The following is a 19,662-nucleotide window of genomic DNA, read 5'->3' as shown; positions in this document are numbered from 1 at the left end:
GCAATCATCGGATCTCTCGGCAACCACGCCCTAGATGAGAGCGGATGGTCATGAGAGTTCACCGCACCGCCTGGCTCGCCCTGGTCCTCGCCCTGGTGGCGGGTCTGCTCACCACGCCGCCGGCGAGCGCGGAACTGCACCATCCCCGCCAGAAATGGCTGCGCGAGGCCACCGCGGGGCTCTTCCTCCACTGGGGCATGTTCACCGCGCCACGGCAGACCGACTGCGCCGCCTGGGAACGTGCCGTCACCGACGGCGGCTGGAGCGCCGACTACTGGGTGGACGAGGCCCGCAAACTCGGCGCCTCCTACATCGTGCTCGCCACCTTCCACAGCAGGCTGGGCTACGCGCGGCCGTGGCCGTCGGCGATCCCGGGCAGCTGCGCCACGCGTCGCGACCTCCTCGGCGAGCTCGTCAAGGCCGGAAACGCCAAAGGTATCCGGACGATCCTCTACATGACCGACGATCCCCAGTGGCACAAGGAAACCGGCGTCGAGTCGCTGGATTCCGCCGCGTACTCCGCCTACAAGGGCAAGCAGGTCGACCTGACCACCCGCCCCGGTTTCGGCGAGTACAGCTACGACCTCTTCCACGAGGTCATGGACCGCTACGCGGACCTCGCCGGGTTCTGGATCGACAACGACAACGACTATTGGGAGAAGAACAAGCTCTACGAACAGATCCGTGAGAAACGACCGTCCTGGTTGCTGAGCAACAACAACGAGGACACGCCGATCATGGACACCGTCAGCAACGAGCAGAAGACCGGCATCACCCCGCCGTACGACTACCCGCAGGCCGCGTTCACCCCGATGCCGCGGCTCACCGAGGCCGACTACAAGCTGCCGACCAATGGCGGCTGGTGGTACGACGGTACCGATCAGGCCGTCGACTTCCGGCTGTCCACCGGTCGCTACATCACCAACGCGGGTTCGTCGATGAAGTCGCTGATGGCCGAAACCCCGATGGTGAACGGGAAGTTCCCGCCGCAGCAGGAGGCATACAACAACTTCATGGCGAGCTGGGTGCCCCCGATCAAATCCTCCCTGCAGGGCAAAGAGGGCGGCGGGTACATGTACGGCGGGATGCAGCCCGGCTTCTGGAACGACGGCGCGCACGGCGTCATCACCGTCGAGCCCGGCGCCGGGACGCAGTATTTGCACGTGGTCACCCGCCCGAGCACCGATCTGCTCCGCCTGCGCGACAACGGCTACCAGGTGACCAAGGTGTCCGACGTGCGCACCGGGAAACCGCTGCGTTTCAGTCAGTCCGCCGGGTATCTGACCATTGTGGACATCAAGGACTGGGACACCTACGACACGGTGTTCAAGGTCGAAACCGCCGGGCAGCGGCACTTCCTCGACTCCCGGACGATCAAGGCGACCGCTTCGTCCTCGCGCGCGGGTCACCCGGCGTCGAACCTCGTCGACGGGAACTTCGAGAACTACTGGGACGCCGACGGCAAGCAACCGGTCTCCCTGACCTTGGATCTCGGCAAGCGGCGGACGGCGGCGTATCTCGCGGTGAACCAGCGCGAGATGTCGCCGACGCACGCGCGCGAATCGTTCGGCAGGCCGGAGGACTCGTCCCGGATCAAGGACTATCGCGTCTACGTCAGCGACGACGGCCGGAACTGGGGCGCCCCGGTGCGCACCGGGGCGATGCCGAGCGCTCGCGGCGTGCAGTTCATCGATTTCGGCGAACGGCAGACCCGTTTCGTCAAACTCGAGGTGCTGAACACCTGGTCCGGCCCGCAGGCGAAACCCTTCTACCGGCAATTGGCGATCGACGAGATCAAGGTGGCGTCCGGCTACCCGACGTCGCTTCCGGGTGACCGGGCTCCGCTGGAGGCCGAGTCCTTCCGCAACGACCACGACGGCCGCGCCCGCCTCGGCTGGTGCACCTCGTGCTCCGGATCGTTCCAGGTCACCGGGCTCGGCGGCGGCCCGCGCAACTCGGTCACCTATCCGGGGGTGACGGTCGCGGAGGCCGGGACGTACCGGCTTCAGCTCGACACCTCGGCCGGGCCCGCGACGTCGGTATCGGTGAGCGTCAACGGTGGTGCGCCCGTCGAGACCGCGATCGACGACGGCACACCGGGAACCGTGGCCTCGACGGCGATCCCCGTCGCCTTGAACGCCGGGGGAAACACACTCAAGGTGTTCAGCAAAGCCACGCCGGGGCCGGGCCTCGACCGGATCGCGATCGCTCCCCTGCCGCCGTCGTCCTACATCCCGAAGACGACCCTGACCGTCGAACCCGGTGGCGTCCAATGGCTTTCCCCGGGGCGGCAGTCCTTGCGGGTCAACGCGAAGCTGCGACTCGACGCCGATGACGCGATCGGCGAGGTCACGCTGGCTCCGGTCGTCCCGACGGGCTGGAGCGTGCAGGGCGCTCCGGCGAAAGCGGGGTCCATGCGCGTCGGGAACGAACTCGAAGCGTCCTGGACGCTGGTGCCGCCCGAAGGCGTCACCGCGGCCGACATCCCGGTCACCGCGTCGTTCGACCTCCTCGGCCGCACGAAATCCGTGAGCAAGCCGGTGCGGGTGAGCCCGCGACCGGCGGACCGGGTCTTCATGCGCGAGGCCGAAGATTCGGCGAACGACGTCGGCGGCGCGGGCGTCACGAACTGCGGGGTCTGCTCAGGCGGCCAGAAGGTCCGCAACATCGGCGGCGATCCGGACTCGTTCGTGCGGTTCGACGACGTCACCGTGCCCGAGACCAGGCGCTACACCCTCCACATCGACTTCACCGTCAACGGGCCGCGCTCGTACTTCGTCACGGTCAACGGCGGCGCTCCGGTCGAGGTGAAGGTCGATGGCGCCGGCAACAACACCCAGCTCACGACGTCGGTGCCGGTCGAACTGAAGGCGGGAGCGAACACGATCAAGCTGTCCAACGACCACGCGTCCGCCCCGGATCTCGATCGGCTGTCACTGGGGTGAGCTACCGGGTTGACCCTCTCCCCGGGAGAGGGTTCAGGCTGTTCCCATGACGACCTTGATGCCGATCGGCGTGTTCGCGCACGCCACCAGGCTGTCGGTCCGCGCGCTGCGGAACTACGACCGGCTCGGGCTGCTGGTGCCAGCCAGGATCGACCCCGGCTCCGGGTACCGCCGGTACTCGCTGGAGCAGTTCGCCCGCGCGGGCTTGATCCGGCGGCTGCGGGAACTGGAGGTGCCGCTGGCGGAGATCGCCGAGATCCTCGACGCGGGTACCCCGGACGAGGTGAAGGCCGCGATCAAACGGCACCACGACCGGGTGGCCGCGCGGGCCGCGGAACTCGCGGCGATCAGCGGCGGGCTCGACTCCGTCCTCGCCGAGCCGACGCGGTGGCTGCACGTCTACGAGCGCGTGCGCACGCCGCAGCCGATCGCCCGCCTGACGATCCAGACCCCGCTGAGCGGCCTGGCCGAGCGGATCGGTCCCGCCTACGCCCGGCTGTTCGCGGCGCTCGACGCTCAAGGCGTCATGCCGTCCGGCCCGCCCGGGACCCGCTATCGCACCGATGATCCCGACGAGCTGTCCGTCGAACTGTTCGTCCCGGTGGACGGGCCGGTGCGGGACGACGGCGAGATCGGTTCCGCCGAGCTTCCCGGTGGCCTGCTCGCCGCGACGATCCACGAGGGCGGCTACGAAGACGTCGAGGCGGCCTACCGATCGCTGGGCCGCTGGATCGCCGAACGCGACCGCGTCCCGACCGGGCCCGCCGAGGAGTTGTACCTGGTGGCGCCCGGCCCGGCGGTCGCGCCCGAGGCCTACCGCACCGAGATCGCCTGGCCGGTGACCGCGTGATCCTCGACGGCGTCAAGACCGAGGGCGGGGAGCACTGCGAGACCAGCACCCTCGACGTCCTCCTGCGGCACGCCGGGGTCGAGCTGTCCGAGCCGATGCTGTTCGGGCTGGGTGAAGGGCTGGGCTTCATCTACTGGGACGGGAAGAATCTGCCGTTCCCCTTTCTCGGCGGGCGCGCGAAACCCGCCGAGATCACCCGGAAGCTGGCTGAACGCCTCGGACTCACCTTGCGGGTCAAGGAAACGACGTCGGCGCGCACAGCGTGGCGGAACGTGGCCGAGCAGATCGAAGCCGGTTTCCCCGTCGGTCTTCAGCTCGACTCGTACCACCTCGAGTACTTCACCTCGAAAGTCCACTTCGGAGGACACTTCGCGGCTTTGTACGGCTACGACGGCGAGAACGCCTTCCTCGTCGACACCACGCAGCAAGGCGGTGCCGTGTCGACGTCATTGACGAGTCTGGAGCGCGCCCGCGGCGAAAAGGGACCGATGACGGCGAAGAACCGCTCGTTCACCATCGGCGTGGACGCACCCCTTGTCCCGCTCGCCGACGCCGTCCGCACGGCGGTACGGGCCAACGCGGCGGAGTTCCTGAACCCGCCCATCGCCAACCTCGGGTATCGCGGGATCGGCAAGGCCGCCGTCCAGGTGCGAAAATGGCTGGAGCGCAGCAGCGAACCGGCCCGCGACCTTCCGCAGGCCGCCGTCCTGATGGAGCGGGCGGGGACCGGCGGTGCGCTCTTCCGCCGGATCTACCGGGACTTCCTCGAAGAGTGCACGACACTCGTCGACGACGCCGGTCTCCGCACAGCGTATGAGAAGTACCGCGAGATCGTTCCACTGTGGACAGAGGTCGCGCGATTGTTCGCACAGGCCGGGGAAACCGGCGACGCCCGACGGCTCGCCGACGCGTCCGCCATCCTGTCCGAGCTGGCTCAGCGCGAACAGGAGGCGATGACGGCTCTGGCGACGGTTCAGCGTGGGCGCTCGTAGGGCAGCTTCTCCCCCGCTTCCACCGCGAACGGGAGGTTGTTGCCCGCCGGCGGCAAGGGGCACGTGGCGAAATCGGTGAACGCGCACGGGAGATTCGTCGCGCGGGTGAAGTCGAGGACTACAGAGCCGTTTTCATCCGGCGGAGGCACCGCGAGCGACCGGTTCGCCGCGTAGGTGGTGATGCCGCTCGTGGCGTCGGTGAACAGGATGAGCAGACCGTCCTTCTTGCCGTTGAACGCGGTGAGCGTGTGCTCCACGCCGTCGTGTTCGAACCGCACGATGCCCGGGGAGACGTAGACGTGACTGAGTCCTTCGACGACGGCGCCGACAGTGGTCGGTTTCGGCTCGTCGAAGGCCTCGAAGGTCCCGGTCAGCACCCAGGCCGCGTCGGGTTCGTACGCCGGGATACCGCGGAAAGCGTTCAGCACCGGCGCTTTCGGGTCGTGCGTGCGGATCAGGTAACCGCCACGGCGCGCGACCTCGATCTCGATGTCCCCCGCGACGACCCGGGTGGTCGCACCGCTGTTGACCAGCTCGAAGCGCCGGACGCCGGTGAGCCGTTCGCCGTCGTGGGAGAGGTCCGCGCCCTGCGGGTCGAGGTAGGCCGCGTCCGTGTCCTGCCACCACAGTCCGGGCAGGCCCTCGTAGGCGCGCGGCTTGTCCTCGAGCCAGTCGAGCGAGACCAGGGCGAGCCAGCCGAGCGGGTCGGCGAGGTCTCGCTCGCGCTGGGTCTTCCAGTCCTGCCAGTCCCGCGTGAAGGTGTCCAGGCTTGTGCTCATCGGCGATCCCTTCCGTGACCTTGCTCGTTCTCCCAGGTCAACGATGTGCGGACGGCGATATTTCGTGTCCCAGGATGTGGGCGCGTCAGGCCCGGTAGTCGTCGGTTACGCCCTCCTCGGCGGAGATCAGCTCGGCGATGGGCGCGAAGAAGGCCTTGATCCCGGGCAGGTTCGCCCCCTTCTCCCGCGACGCGGCGAAGTCCTCGGAGGAACGCCACCACACGACGTCGAGCCAGGTCTCGTCGTCGACCCGGATCAGCTGGGCATCGAGGAAACCCTCCCGGTCGGCCCGGAAGTCGGCGAGCATCGCGGCACGGGCCTGGAGCAGTTCGGCCGCGCGGTCGGCCGGGACCTTGAAGCGGGTCAGTTCGACTGTCGTCATGGTGCCGATGCTAAGCGACCCGCCCTCCCGGTGGCGGCCTTCTGGAGCTCACTGGCTGAATGCGGAGAGGCGCCCTATTGTTGTCGCGGTTTTCCAGCGGATACGCAGGCGGCAGGCTCGGTCGGCGCAGATCCGGCGGGGCCGCCGCCGGGACGGTGGGATCTGGTGGATCTGCGGCATCAGCTGGGTGATGTTCCCTGCCCCCTTTAACGCACCAACATGCGATCCGTGCCCACTAAGGGGTCCTAACAGATTGAGTGGGACTTGAGTCTGCGCCAGCAGATGATGGCGCAGCCGAGGGTAAGGAAGGCGTCGTGGAGGTCGTCACGGATCTCCCAGCGGATGCGTAGCCGCCGAAACCAGTGCAGCAGGGCGAAGGCGCCCTCGACGACCCAGCGATGAACACCGAGGCCGGAGCCGTGTTCCTGGCCTCGGCGGGCGACGAGAGGCGTGATGGCCCATTTTAACGTCCGCACATGCGATGCATCAAAGGCTGCCCGTGACCAGTCCAGTTGGCCCGCCGCGTGCAGTTCCGCCAGCAGCAGCTCGTGCAACTGCTGCCACATCCCGCAACCGCCGCCAGCACATCACGATCGCCCCCCACGGACGCCGCTGTCCCACCAGCTCACCCCTCACAGAACGATCACCGAGACACGGCATCAAACCACACCCCAAGATCATTCTGTTACGACCCCTAATTGCGAAGCTTGCCGATTCACTCTTAAGTGGGAACTGCGCGGGTTCGCGGTAACACAAAATTACGAACACGTGTTCGAGGAATAGGTGTATTATGGAGGGGTGTCCGAGACCTTCCTTCCCGAACTCCCGCAGGAGTTGTGGCGTGCCGGCAAGCTGGAGCTTGCTCATGGCGTGCAGCAGTTCTTGCAGTTGATGCGGGTCGCCTCCGCCGCTCTGGGGCAATTCCTGGCGGAGGTCGAGTCTCGGGGTTCGAAAGACTTGTATGGCTATGGGTCGACGGCGGCGTGGTTCGCCGATGTGGCTGGGCTGTCGCGGGGTGAGGCGCAGTCAGTGGTGAAGCGGGCGATCGCCTTGAACCCGACCCGAAATCTCGACGGGACCGAGGTTCCGGCGTTTGCGCCCACTGTGGGCGCGGCGGCTGCTGAGGGCGTCATCGGGGATGAGCGGATCGACCAGATCCTGGAAACCCTGGGGAGACTCCCGTCCGATACATCGGCCGAGGATCGGGAAAGCGCGGAGAAGATCCTCGGCAACCTGGGCCGTGGCGCGGGCCCCCGGCAGGTGACGAAGGCCGCCGAGGACATCCTCGGCTGGCTCGACCCGGACGGCAACGAACCCAAAGAACCCGAACCGAAACAGCCCCGCCGCGAAATCACCCTGGAACGCCGCCGAGACGGGTTCTGGAAACTCACCGGCCTCCTCGATGACGAGCTGGGGGCTCGCACCGCCGCCGCCCTGGAGGCGTATGCGAAGCCGCGTCCAGTGGACGAATTCGGACAAGCTGATCTGCGCATGAAATGCGAGCGTCAGGGCGATGCGTGGGCCGAGCTCCTCGATCTGGCGATCGCCTGCCCGGATCAGCCCGGTACCAGCGGATACCGGACCTTGGTGCACGTGACCATCGGCCTGGAAGAACTCAAATCCGGGATCGGAAAGGCGTGTCTCGATTTTGTCGGCGAGATGACCGCCCGCGAGGCGCGGATGGCCGCGTGCGACTGCCTGATGCTCCCCGTGGTCATGAACGCCGCCGGGGAACCCCTCGACGTAGGGCGACTACGACGGTTCGTCACCCCAGGCCAGAGACGCGCACTCAACATCCGCGATCAGGGCTGCGCGTTCCCCGGCTGTCACCGAAAACCCAAGAACTGCCACGCCCACCACATTCATCACTGGGCAGACGGCGGACCCACCGACCTCCGCAACCTCGTCCTCCTCTGCGGCTTCCACCACCGCCTGATCCACCACGGCGACTGGCAAGTCCACATAGCAGCCGACGGACTACCGGAATTCATTCCACCCCAGTACTTGGACCCGCTACAACGAACCCGGCGCAACACCCTCCACCGCGCCTGAACTCCCCGCATGACCCGAGGAGCCCGCCAGCCACACCGGCGACGGGCCCCTCGGCATGCCCACGGAACAAGCGCCGGGAACTGGCGATGCAGGAATCGCGACAAGGGCGACCCCGGCCGTCGATACCCCCGCCGACCGCCGAGCGGGGAAGAATCCGGACGTTCAGCGTCCGAAATCCTCCCCCGTCACACACCCTGACCGAAACGAACCCAAGCCCAGCAGCTACGCAAATACCCCGCATGACCCGAGGAGCCCGCCGGCCAGATCGGCGACTGGCTCCTCGTCCTGCCCGAAACTGTTCGGTACCGGCGGGAACCCGAATTTCGGCTGCGCCATTCGGGCGTATTCATGGGCAAGTCCTCGTTCCTTTCTCTTCGTCCGGAGCAAGATCACCCGTTCCGGACTTGGGAGGGGACGGAACGCAGCATGGTGAATCAGCCACGTGGGCCGGATGGTCGCTGGATCAAATACAAGTACGGCGCGGGCGCGCTGGTCACGGCGGGCGTAGTCGTGGCCGCCACGAACGGAATAGGTGGAGCCTCTCTGGATTCCGCCGCGGGCCAGGCGCTGAAAGGAAAGAGCTCCAGTAAGAAATCCGCGCAGAAGGGCCGCCATTCCGAAGCATGGCAACGTTTGGGCTGGCGCCGGCTCAAGAAGCAAGCCAAGCGGGAACTGAAATGCGGACCGCGTTCCTTCGGCGAGGTCCAGCGCTTCTTCCTGCGCCACCCGTGCGTCGATCTCGACCGCATGTTCGTCACCGTCGCCGACGGGGCAGGCAGCACCATCTCCGTGTCCGTCGCGTGGGTGAAGATGCCGAAGGCGAGCGACCTGAAACGCCTCATCGACAAGGACGGCACCGGCAACGTCATCCGCCGTCGAAGTCGCGGTCGAATTCCCCGCACCTTGAACCACCACCGACGAACGGAACACAGGTGAGCAGGAGCGCACACGCCAGAAGGCAACTCGAAATCCAGGCCCGGCAGTTGCTCGAGAGAGCCTTCCCCGGCCTGGACTCGCTACACCGTAATGTGCTCATCGCCCTGCTCAGCCGGACCGATGCCGGCTGGCGGCTGCTGATCAAGACGTCGCTCCCCTCGGGGGACAGCCGAACCGCGGACGCCTTCTTGATCGGGTACACCGGCGTGTTCGCTCTTCTGATCACGGACGAAGCACCGGACAACGAGACCGCGAACCAGGTCCTGCGTCACGCGAAAGAGCGCTTCGCCGGGATTCCCGGGCAGCAAGGCCGGTCCCTGGCCGAGACCGCCATCCATCTCGTGGTGATCGGACGGGGCGCGGGGAGTCCCCGTCGGGACGGCGTCCACTGGGCGCTGACCGAGTCGAGCCTCGACCGGATCTTCCGGCGGGACGCGCTCCATCTCGACAAACGGCTGATCGCCGCCATCGCGGAGCAGGCGGAACGAAGACTGCGCGGCTACCGCTCCCTGGCCGTCCAGCAGCAGGAGCGCGGACCTGGCACGGCCGGTCTGCTGGACGTCGCCGAACTGATCGACGACCAGCTCGGCGCGGCTCAGAGGCGACCGTTCGATTCGTGGCTCACCTTCCTGCATCCACAGCAGAACGCCATCGTCAAACGCCACTACTCGGGCCCCGCGCGGATCAGCGGCCCGGCGGGAACCGGCAAGACCGTCGTCGCTCTCCATCGGCTCAGGCATCTCGCCCGCCTCGACACCGGGCCACTGCTGTTCACGACATACGTCCACTCGCTGCCCTCCGTGATCAAGACGGCCTTCGACCGGCTCGCCCCGGAGTTGGACGGCCGTGTCGAGTTCACGAACCTGCATGGCTGGGTCCGCCGTTTCCTCTCCGAGCGCGACGTGCCGGTGCGGGTGGATCGGCGCAAGATCGATACGGCGTTCAGCTTCGCGTGGATGGCCAACCGAGAGAAACTGCAGGTCATCGAACCGAGCTTCGACTACTGGCGCACCGAAGTGGACCGGGTGATCAAGGGCAGGGGGATCACGACGCTTCACGACTACGTCGCGGTACGGCGGCGCGGGCGGATCCTGCGGCTCGACGCGAACCAGAAGGCGCTTGTCTGGGACCTCTACACGCACTACCAGCGAGGATTGGCCGAAAGGGACGTGCACGACTACAACGATCTGATCGAACTCGGCCGCGCGGAACTCGCGGACCGGCCGCTCGAAACGCCGTACGCGGGAGTCGTCGTCGACGAGGTGCAGGACATCCCTCTGTGCGGCTTGCGACTGCTGAACGACCTCGCGGGCGACGGGCCGAACAGGCTGTTGCTCGTCGGGGACGGCCAGCAACAGGTCTATCCCGGTGGCTGGCGGTTGTCCGACGCCGGCATCCCGGTCCAGGGCCGCGGCGAAATCCTGAAGGTCAACTACCGCAACCGTGCCGAGGTCCTGAGTTTCGCACGCCGATTCGACGCGACCAACCGGGTCGACGACCTCGACGGCGCGGACGGCGTCACCCTGCGCGCGGCCGAGTCCGCCAGTGAGGGCGGAGTGACCGAGACCTGGCGCGGCACCTCCGGCGAACTGTCCGGCGCGCTGGTCGAAGCGGTCCGAAACCTGCCGGTGCGCCCTGACCATTCGGCGCTGATCGTCTTCCACCACAAGGACCTGAGCCGGTGCGCCGAGATCTTGCGCAAGGCGGGGATCCCGACGCTGGCGTTGGAGCACTACTCCGGCGCGACCGACGGCAAGCTCAAGATCGGCACCGTGCATCGGGCGAAGGGCCTGGACTTCGAAGCCGTTCTGGTACTTGAGAACACGCACGAGAGCGTGACCGGCAGCGAGGCCGAAGAGGAACGCCGTGAGTTGCGCGGCAGGCAGCATCTGGTCGCGGCGACCAGGGCTCGCGATTTCCTCTGGTGGGGCGTACTCGACGACACCGCGCCCGAGCAGGCCGAGAAGACCGAGCAGTCCGAGAAGGCCGAGAACGCGGCGAAGGCCGTGGAGACCGAGGACGACTGCGTTCACGACATGCCCATTTCCTGGTGCTCGCTCTGCCGCAAACCGCCGCCGAGCGTCCTCCCCCACGGTTACCGGACTTCCGGAGGAACCGCGTACCACAACGACCCCGACTGCACGTGGCTGCGAAAGGGCCAGGGAAGCGCGCACCGACAGGGCATGAACGTCCACGACGTCACCCGTCTCGCCTGGGGATCGGTCACTCCGGGCAAGCTCGAGCCGTGCGAGTTCTGCTGCAGTCCACAATGGATGCGACGTCACGGCCACTGACCGAAGGGGAGCCCCATAGACGACCAGACCGATCTGCCGTCCGGCATCGGCAAACCGGCGACGCGTGCCTTCGCCGCCGCCGGCTACACGCGACTGGAGCACTTCACCCACGTCACCGACGCCGAACTCGCGAGCCTGCACGGCGTCGGCCCCAAAGCGCTCCGCATCATCCGCGAGGCGCTGGAAACCCGAGGTCGCACACCCGAACCCGCCGAATAATTTTTTTGTCTTGACAACTTCACCCTTCGGACGGTTAGCTAAGCACACACCGATCGAAGGGACCAAGTCATGGCCAAGTTCGCGAACGTCGACGACTACCTCGCCGCTCTCCCCGAGGGTCTGCGTGAGGTCGCCACCGCGCTGCGCCCGATCGTCAACGCCGCCTTGCCCAGCGCCATCGAGGCGATGTACCACGGCTCCCCGACCTGGAGCGCGGGCGAAGCCGTGGGCAAGAACCTCGTCTGCCTGGTGAAGGCGTACTCGTCATACGTCACCTTCGCCCTCTGGAAGGGCCAGCTTGTCGACGACGAGTCCGGCAGGCTCGAGGCGAGCGCACGGGAAATGGCACACGTCAAGCTGCGCTCGGTCGAGGACATCGATGCCGACCTGTTCACCGGCTGGCTCAAGCAGGCACGAGACCTCGAAGCCCCCGCCGGAGCACGGTGACACAATCGGCGGCGTGCCTGTGATCACCGACGAATCCCGTTGCCCGTGCGGCCTCGGCGAGCCCTATGGCGTTTGCTGCGGCCGTTTCCACCGGGGAGCCGCGACAGCGCCGACCGCCGAACTCCTGATGCGGTCGCGGTTCAGCGCGTTCGCCGCCGGTGACACCGCGTACCTCATCGCGACCTGGCATCCGAAGACCAGGCCCGTGGACCTCGAACTCGACCCGGGGCAGCGCTGGACCTTCCTGGAGATCCTCGGCAAGACCGGCGGCGGGCTGCTGGAGAACGAGGGCACGGTCGAGTTCCGGGCGCACTACCGGCAGGACCGCCGGGCGGACAGCATGCACGAGAACAGCCGCTTCGTCCGCGCCGACGGGAAGTGGATCTACGTCGCGCCCGTCGCCTGAGTTCCATCAACTCGCCCAATCAGGCTTCCCTCGCGTGATAAACAAGGTGGCGATGGGAAAACTGACCCGCCGGGCGAGGGCGAAGGCCGACTACTACGCCTACTCGGCCGCTCGTGAGTGGCCGGTCGCGGCGTCCGGGATCGGCGTGGTCCTCGGCGCGGCGACGATCCTCCCCAGCGCGATCGGCATCGTGCTTTCGGTGCTGGCACTGGCCTTGGGGACGGCCACCTTCGTCAGGGATCTCCGGCTGCTGCGGGCACGCTGGGCCGGGTTCGAGTTCAGCGCGATCGCCGCCCCGTTCCCCACCGCCGAACTGCCGCCTCCGCCCGCGTATCCGGGAGCGAAGTATCTCGCCGTACCCGCGCGGGGAACGGCGCTCGTCAGCGACCCGATCGACGAGGCACTGTCGGCGGGGAACTTCCGGATCGCCGTCTCCGAGGAGCCGTATCGCCTGCCGCCCAAGCTCAAGGCGACCGCGCCGCACGTCCTTCCCCTGCGAGCGAAGGGCCGCGTGCTGTTCAACGGCCCCATCGTCGGCATGCGCGGCGAGCCGCTTCCGGCGGCGAGCGCCGCTCCTGCCCCGATCCGGCTGCATCGCGCGCGGTTCTTCGACGCCGTGTGCTCCAACGAACTGGCGACCCTGCGGATCACCAGGAAGGACACCGGCGAGGAGTACGACCTCCGCCGCGAAGAACTGGCCGACTCCTCGGGCAGCCTGCGCACGCTCGCGAGCAGCGAACTGGCCGACCTGGTCGGCGTCTCGACCATCGCGTTCACCTCCGACGGCAAACTGGTCGTGGTGCTCCAGTCCCGGCGGAACTCGGCGAGCGCGATGCTGCTCGCGCCGTCGGGCAGCGGCTCCCTCGAACCCCAGGACCTCGACACCGCCGACGGCGGACGCCGCCGGATGCTGCACACGGCGGTGATCGCCGGGATGGAACGGGAACTGCGCGAAGAGACCGGCGTCCTGCCCGGCGAGATCGTTTCGACCCGGCTGACCGGGTTCGCGCGCTGGATGGAACGCGGCGCGAAGCCGGAGTTCTTCGGGATCACCGAGCTTTCCGTGGACGGCGACACCCTGCGGACACGTCGCACCCGTGGCGCCGAAAAGCTGTTCAGCGAGGGCGCGAACGTGCTCGACGTCGACCTCGCCGCGCTGGGCGAAGAGCTCTCCGCCGGGACGGCCGTCGCCGAGGCGTCGACGTTGCCGGCGAGAGTGCGTGACGACGCCTCCCTGCCCTTGTTGCTGTGCTTGCGCGCCGCCGCACTCCGGCGGACTCTCCACCACTGACGAACCCGGTGCAAGGGTCTGGCCTTGCCGTGATGTGACGGCTACCATCTCCCCCAACATTGTTAGGGAACTTTCTTAACGATTTCCGCCCAGGTCCGCCGCCGTGTGCCCAAGGAGGCGCGCTCGTGAGTTTTCGGCAGAAGAGAACCCGGATCCCGTTACTGGCCATGACCGTCACCGCGCTGGCCGCGGCGGTCTGCGGGGTGACCACCGCTCCCGCCGCCACCGGCGCGGAAGCGGCCGTCCCGCTGTCCGTCGGCGCCGCCGCGGGCAACGCCACCCCGATCCCCGGCTACGTGATCCAGTCCTCGGCACAGGTCAGTGACGACTCGGCGGTGTCGAAGCCGGGCTTCCCCACCGCCGGCTGGTACCCGGTGTCGTCGCGCTCGACGGTCTACGCCGGACTGCTGCAGAACGGCAAGTACGCCGACCCGTTCTACTCCACGAACATGAAGAACGTGCCGACGGCGCAGTTCACCGTGCCGTGGTGGTACCGCACCGACCTGAACGTCGAAGACACCTCGCAGCGCACGTACCTCGACTTCAGCGGTGTCCTCTCGAAGGCCGACGTCTGGGTCAACGGCACCCGGATCGCGACGAAGGACCAGGTCAACGGCGCCTACACCCGCCACGACCTCGACATCACCGAGCACGTCCGCCAGGGCGTCAACAGCGTCGCGTTCAAGGTCTACCCCAACGATCCCAACAACGACCTCTCGATGGGCTGGATCGACTGGGCGCAGACCCCGCCGGACCAGAACATGGGCATCGTGCGCGACGTCCTCGTCCGGCGCGGCGGCCCGGTGGCGCTGCGCAGCGCCCACGTGGTCCAGAAGCTGAACTCCTCGCTCAGCCACGCCGACCTCACGGTGAAGGCCGACGTCCGCAACGACTCGGCGAACGCGGTGCAGACCACCGTCGCCGGAACGGTCGCGGGAAAGCCGGTCAGCCAGACGGTTTCGCTGGCCGCGAAGGAACGCAAGACCGTCACCTTCCCGGTCGTCGGCCTGGACAACCCGAACGTATGGTGGCCCGCCGGAATGGGCGGCCAGAACCGGTACGACCTCGACCTGACCGCGAGTGTCGGCGGCACGGCCTCCGACGCCTCGAAGTCGAAGTTCGGCGTCCGTGACGTCAAGGCGACGCTGAACTCCAGCGGTGGACGGCAGTACAGCGTCAACGGCAAGCCGCTGCTGATCCGCGGCGGTGGCTACACACCGGACCTCTTCCTGCGCTGGAGCGAGACCGCGGCGGCCGACAAACTCAAGTACGTGCTGAACCTCGGGCTCAACACGGTCCGGCTGGAAGGCCACATCGAACCGGACGAGTTCTTCGACATCGCCGACGACCTCGGCGTGCTGACGATGCCCGGCTGGGAATGCTGCGACAAGTGGGAAGGCCAGGTCAACGGCGAGGAGAAGGGCGAGCCGTGGGTCGAGTCGGACTACCCGATCGCCAAGGCGTCGATGTTCTCCGAGGCCGAGCGCCTGCGTGACCACCCGAGCGTCATCTCCTTCCACATCGGCAGCGACTTCGCGCCGGACAAGCGGATCGAACAGGGTTACCTCGACGCGATGAAGGCCGCCGACTTCCAGCCCCCGGTGATCCCGGCGGCGTCGGCGAGGCCGTCCCCCATCACCGGCGCGTCCGGCATGAAAATGAACGGCCCGTACGACTACGTCCCGCCGGTGTACTGGTACGACAAGTCGCAGAAGGACCGTGGCGGCGCGTGGAGCTTCAACTCCGAGACCAGCGCCGGCGTCGACATCCCGACGATGGACACCCTGAAGCGGATGATGTCGGCCAGCGAGCTCGAAACGATGTGGAAGAACCCGTCGGCCGCGCAGTACCACCGCTCGTCCTCGGCGACCTTCGGGAACCTGAAGCTGTTCGGCAACGCCCTCACCAAGCGCTACGGCGCCCCGGCCGACCTGAACGACTTCGTGCGGAAGTCGCAGCTCGCGCAGTACGAGAACGTGCGTGCGGAGTTCGAGTCGCATTCCCGCAACTACACGGACTCGACCAATCCGTCGACCGGGTTGATCTACTGGATGCTCAACAGCCCGTGGACTTCGCTGCACTGGCAGCTGTTCGACGCCTACATGGACCAGAACGGCGCGTACTACGGGGCGAAGAAGGCCAACGAGCCGCTGCACATCCAGTACTCGCACGACAACCGCTCGGTCGTGGTGATCAACCAGACGTCGAACGCGGTGAGCGGGCTGACGGCGACCACGAAGCTGTACAACCTCGACGGCACCGAGAAGTACAGCAACACCAAGACCGGACTGTCGGTCGGCGCGCTGGGCGCCAAGTCCACCGCCGTCACCGTCCCCTCGGTGAGCGGGCTGTCGACGACCTACCTGGCGAAGCTGGTGCTCACCGACTCCTCCGGCAAGGAGGTCAGCCGGAACGTGTACTGGCTCTCCACCAAGGCGGACACGCTGAACTGGAGCGGCAGCGACTGGTACTACACGCCGCAGTCGGCCTACGCCGATCTGTCCGGGCTGAAGAACCTCGGGCAGTCCGCCGTCGGCGTGACGGCGAAATCGGTCGCCGGTTCCGACGGCACCACCACGACGACCGTGACGCTGAAGAACACCTCGGGCGGCAAGCTCCCGGCGTTCTACGTCGACTCGAAGGTCGTGGACGCCGCGGGCAAGCCGGTGCTCCCGGTGGAGTGGAACGACAACGCGGTGAGCCTGTGGCCGGGTGAAACGACCACGCTGACCGCGAAGTACCGCACCGCCGACCTCAAGGGCTCCAAGCCTTCGGTACGGGTCTCGGGCTGGAACACCGGCACGCAGACCGTTCCCGCCGACGGCTCCGGCCCCGGTCCGAACAACCCGGTCGACTACCAGGCCGAGGACGCCACGGTCGTCCGGGGCGCGGTGGAGTCCAACCACGCCGGGTTCACCGGCAGCGGGTTCGTCAACTACGACAACGTGGCGGGCAGCTCGGTCGAGTGGACGGTCACCGTGCCGTCCGCGGGCACCTACGACGTCGTCGTCCGGTACGCCAACGGGACCTCGGCGGACCGGCCGCTGGACTTCTCCGTCAACGGCTCGATCAGCGCGTCGGGTGTCGGCTTCGGCGGCACCGGCGCCTGGCCGAACTGGACGACCAGAACCGTCAAGATGACCTTGGCGGCGGGGCAGAACAAGATCAAGGCGGTCGCCACCACGGCGAACGGCGGTCCCAACGTCGACAAGATCACCCTCTAGCACGGGGAGTCGCCAACGGCCCCCTTCGCCACCCGGCGAAGGGGGCCTTTTCCGTTCCGGCGTGGGTTAGGCTTTCCGGGTGAACGGACAGCGTGACCCAGGCCCGCGCCTGCGAGACCTCGCGATGTTGCGACGCGTCCGCGACCGGATCGACCGGGACTACGCCCAGCCGCTGGACGTCGAGGCGCTCGCCCGCGGCGTGCACGTCTCGGCCGGGCACCTGAGCCGGGAATTCCGCGCCGCGTACGGCGAATCGCCCTACAGCTACCTGATGACCCGCCGGATCGAGCGGGCCATGATGCTGCTGCGGCGCGGGGACATGTCGGTCACCGAGGTCTGCTTCGACGTCGGTTTCTCGTCGCTGGGCACTTTCAGCACGCGATTCTCCGAGCTGGTCGGCGTCTCGCCGAGCGCCTACCGCAAGCAGGCGGCGGAAGAGGGCCGCGGCATGCCCGGCTGCGTCGTCAAACAGGTCATGCGGCCGATCAGGAATAGAGAAGCGGCCTCCCGTCGCCCCGACCTACCTTGAGTCGCATGATCCTCTCGATTCACGCGTCCTTCCTCCCCGCCGACGATCTCGAGGCTTCCCTCTCCTTCTATCGCGACATCCTGGGCTTCGAGACGCGGGACGAAGGTCCGCACCGGGTTGCCGTCGGCCCGCCGGGGCAGCCGCGGACGTCGATCGTGCTCCACTCCCCCGCCGCGGGCCCGGAGCTCACCGACGAGGAACGCGCCACGGTCGCCGAACTGATGGCCAAGGGCACCTACGGGGCCATCGTGCTGTCCACCTCGGACCTGATCGACACCTTCGACCGGATCCAGGCCACGGGGGCCGACGTCGTCCAGGAGCCGATGGAACAGCCTTACGGCGTCCGCGACTGCGCTTTCCGCGACCCGGCGGGCAACCTGGTGCGTATCGAACAGCGGTAGCCGGGCCTCGGTGCGCGCGCACCGGGGCTCTCGGGTGATGATGAGCGGCGTGGAGATCGCGGTAGAACTCGTGGCACTGGTGGTGGCCGTCCTCCTGGTCACCGCCGCGGCGCGGAAACTCGACTGGTCGGCGCCCCTGTGCCTGATCGCGGTGGGGGTCGTCGCCTCGTACGTCCCGGGCATCCCGGAGTACGAGCTGGATCCGGAGGTCGTGCTGCTGGGGCTGTTGCCCCCGCTTCTCTACGCGACCGCGATCCGCACGTCGCTGATCGACTTCCGCCGCAATCGCGGGCCGATCCTGCTGCTGTCGGTGGGGCTCGTCATCTTCACCACGGCGGCGGTCGGGGTCGTGGCGTGGCTGGTGATCCCCGGTCTGCCGCTCGCCGCCGGGCTCGCGATCGGCGCGGTGGTCGCGCCGCCCGACGCGGTCGCGGCCACCGCCGTCGCCCGCAAGGTCGGGATGCCGCGCAAGCTGACCCGGCTGCTGGAGGGCGAAAGCCTGTTCAACGACGCGGCCGCGCTGGTCGCGTTGCGGACCGCCATCGCGGCCATCGCGGGCTCGGTCAGCGTGTGGCAGGCCGGTGGTGACTTCCTGCTGGCCGCGGGTGGCGGGCTGGTGATCGGTTTCGCCGTCGGCGCGCTCGCCGCGCTGATCCGCACCCGCCTCGAAGATCCGGTCACCGACACCGCGCTTTCGCTGGTGGTCCCGTTCGTCGCGTATCTGGCCGCCGAGGCGATCCACGGTTCCGGCGTGATCTCCGTGGTCGTCGCGGGCCTGATCCTCGGGCACAAGGCCCCGAGCATGCTCTCGGGCCGCTCGCGGCTGGCCAGCAGGCTGAACTGGCAGACCATCCAGTTCCTGCTGGAGAACATCGTCTTCCTGCTGATCGGCCTGCAGGTCCGCCGGATCATGACCGAGGTCGGCGACAGCGGGCTGAGCGTGCCGGAACTGATCCTGATCTGCGCCGCCACCCTGGCCGCGACCATCGTCGCCCGGATCCTCTGGATGGCCGGGATCGGCCTGGCGCGGCGGACCTTCCGCCGTCACGCCTGGCCGTGGCGGTACTCGGCGGTGATCGCCTGGGCCGGGATGCGCGGCGTCGTCACTCTCGCGGCCGCGTTCGTACTGCCCGCGGACACCCCGCAGCGGGCCGTGCTGGTGCTGGTCGCGTTCGTCGTCGTGGCGGGAACGCTGCTGCTGCACGGGACGACGCTGCCGGTCCTGGTCCGCCGCCTGAAACTGCCGCCGCCCGACCCCGCCGAGGACGCGCTGCAGGAAGCGGCCGTCATCAACACCATGACCAGGGCCGCGCTCGACGAACTGGAGAAGATCCGCACCGTCGAAGATCCCGACGACATCGTCGAACGCCTGCGCAGCCGGCTCCAGCACCGGTCGGACTCGGCCTGGGAGGAGCTCGGCAGGCAGAGCGCCCTGACCGAAACGCCGAGCGACGTCTATCGGCGCCTGCGGATGAGGCTGCTGGAGGTCGAACGGGAGAAGTTCCTGGAGGCGCGCGACTCCGGGATGGCCGATGATGATGTCCTGCGCCGGATCCTCGAACGCCTCGACATCGAGGAATCCATGCTGGACAGAGAAGAGGAGGAGACCGTGCCGGACTCCGATCGGGAACTGCGCACCCCCGCCGCGACGGCGGGATCGTGCAAGCATCTGACCAAGGAGTGGCCCGCGGCCGAACCCAGCTCGCCCGATGTGTGCGCGGTCTGCGTCGAGAACGGGATGACCTGGGTCCACCTGCGCGAATGCGTCAAATGCGGGAACGTCGCCTGCTGCGACTCCTCGCCGGGCAAACACGCGACCGAGCACTTCCACGAGACCCTCCACCCGGTGATGCGCAGCCACGAACCGGGCGAGACCTGGCGCTGGTGTTTCGTGGACAAACAGCTCGGTTGACTC

15 protein-coding genes and 1 pseudogene are annotated in these 19,662 nt (G+C 67.8%); 13 read left to right on the top strand and 3 right to left on the bottom strand.

Annotated features, from left to right (window positions below; genetic code table 11):
• Positions 1-44: 44 nt before the first annotated feature.
• From CFP71_RS09655 to CFP71_RS09645, 3 genes are read left to right on the top strand one after another with little or no spacing between them, the layout of a single operon-like run.
• A complete protein-coding gene (locus CFP71_RS09655; protein WP_093933485.1) occupies positions 45-2,945 on the top strand; it encodes an alpha-L-fucosidase in 2,901 nt (966 codons plus the stop codon).
• Positions 2,946-2,991: 46 nt separating this feature from the next.
• Complete coding sequence (locus CFP71_RS09650) at positions 2,992-3,795, top strand: MerR family transcriptional regulator (protein ID WP_093933484.1); 804 nt, start codon at positions 2,992-2,994, stop codon at positions 3,793-3,795.
• Complete coding sequence (locus CFP71_RS09645) at positions 3,792-4,787, top strand: BtrH N-terminal domain-containing protein (RefSeq protein WP_093933483.1); 996 nt, start codon at positions 3,792-3,794, stop codon at positions 4,785-4,787. Before CFP71_RS09650 ends, CFP71_RS09645 begins: the two co-directional genes overlap by 4 nt.
• On the opposite strand, the gene CFP71_RS09640 is transcribed toward CFP71_RS09645, so the two are convergent.
• From CFP71_RS09640 to CFP71_RS09630, 3 genes and pseudogenes are all read right to left on the bottom strand, one after another.
• Positions 4,769-5,566 (bottom strand): DUF1684 domain-containing protein, encoded by a 798-nt coding sequence (locus CFP71_RS09640; RefSeq protein WP_208635919.1) that lies wholly within the window; start codon positions 5,564-5,566, stop codon positions 4,769-4,771. The genes CFP71_RS09645 and CFP71_RS09640 overlap by 19 nt on opposite strands.
• Positions 5,567-5,651: 85 nt before the next feature.
• Entirely contained in the window at positions 5,652-5,948 is a 297-nt protein-coding gene (locus tag CFP71_RS09635) for an antibiotic biosynthesis monooxygenase family protein (protein WP_093933482.1), read from the bottom strand.
• Between the two features lie 245 nt (positions 5,949-6,193).
• Positions 6,194-6,548: pseudogene (locus CFP71_RS09630) on the bottom strand (hypothetical protein); the annotation flags it as partial.
• A gap of 198 nt (positions 6,549-6,746) precedes the next feature.
• Between CFP71_RS09630 and CFP71_RS09625 the strand changes: the two are divergent.
• From CFP71_RS09625 to CFP71_RS09575, 10 genes are all read left to right on the top strand, one after another.
• Complete coding sequence (locus tag CFP71_RS09625; protein ID WP_093933481.1) at positions 6,747-8,000, top strand: DUF222 domain-containing protein; 1,254 nt, start codon at positions 6,747-6,749, stop codon at positions 7,998-8,000.
• A gap of 426 nt (positions 8,001-8,426) precedes the next feature.
• On the top strand, positions 8,427-8,936 hold the full coding sequence (locus tag CFP71_RS44880) for a hypothetical protein (protein ID WP_244199615.1): 510 nt from the start codon (positions 8,427-8,429) through the stop codon (positions 8,934-8,936).
• Positions 8,933-11,230: a UvrD-helicase domain-containing protein gene (locus tag CFP71_RS09615; RefSeq protein WP_244199614.1), complete on the top strand. Its 2,298-nt coding sequence runs from the start codon at positions 8,933-8,935 to the stop codon at positions 11,228-11,230. The genes CFP71_RS44880 and CFP71_RS09615 overlap by 4 nt, the downstream gene beginning before the upstream one ends.
• A 288-nt stretch (positions 11,231-11,518) precedes the next feature.
• Positions 11,519-11,896, top strand: coding sequence for a DUF1801 domain-containing protein (locus CFP71_RS09605; protein ID WP_093933479.1), 378 nt, complete (start codon positions 11,519-11,521; stop codon positions 11,894-11,896).
• 19 nt (positions 11,897-11,915) lie between these two features.
• Positions 11,916-12,302 (top strand): YchJ family protein, encoded by a 387-nt coding sequence (locus tag CFP71_RS09600; protein WP_093933478.1) that lies wholly within the window; start codon positions 11,916-11,918, stop codon positions 12,300-12,302.
• A 52-nt stretch (positions 12,303-12,354) separates the two neighbouring features.
• Positions 12,355-13,593, top strand: coding sequence for a hypothetical protein (locus CFP71_RS09595; RefSeq protein ID WP_093933477.1), 1,239 nt, complete (start codon positions 12,355-12,357; stop codon positions 13,591-13,593).
• Positions 13,594-13,718: 125 nt separating this feature from the next.
• On the top strand, positions 13,719-16,817 hold the full coding sequence (locus tag CFP71_RS09590; RefSeq protein ID WP_208635917.1) for a glycosyl hydrolase 2 galactose-binding domain-containing protein: 3,099 nt from the start codon (positions 13,719-13,721) through the stop codon (positions 16,815-16,817).
• 124 nt (positions 16,818-16,941) lie between these two features.
• The gene (locus tag CFP71_RS09585) at positions 16,942-17,346 is read left to right on the top strand and encodes a helix-turn-helix transcriptional regulator (protein WP_093933475.1); all 405 of its coding nucleotides are present in this window, start codon (positions 16,942-16,944) and stop codon (positions 17,344-17,346) included.
• 5 nt (positions 17,347-17,351) lie between these two features.
• Positions 17,352-17,747 (top strand): VOC family protein, encoded by a 396-nt coding sequence (locus tag CFP71_RS09580; RefSeq protein ID WP_093933474.1) that lies wholly within the window; start codon positions 17,352-17,354, stop codon positions 17,745-17,747.
• Positions 17,748-17,787: 40 nt separating this feature from the next.
• Positions 17,788-19,659, top strand: a complete 1,872-nt coding sequence (locus CFP71_RS09575; RefSeq protein WP_208635916.1) for a Na+/H+ antiporter — start codon at positions 17,788-17,790, stop codon at positions 19,657-19,659.
• Positions 19,660-19,662: the final 3 nt, after the last annotated feature.

The sequence above is a fragment of the Amycolatopsis thailandensis genome (assembly GCF_002234405.1).
GTDB classification, from domain to species: Bacteria; Actinomycetota; Actinomycetes; order Mycobacteriales; family Pseudonocardiaceae; genus Amycolatopsis; species Amycolatopsis thailandensis.
This window is presented reverse-complemented; position numbering and strand designations above follow the sequence as displayed.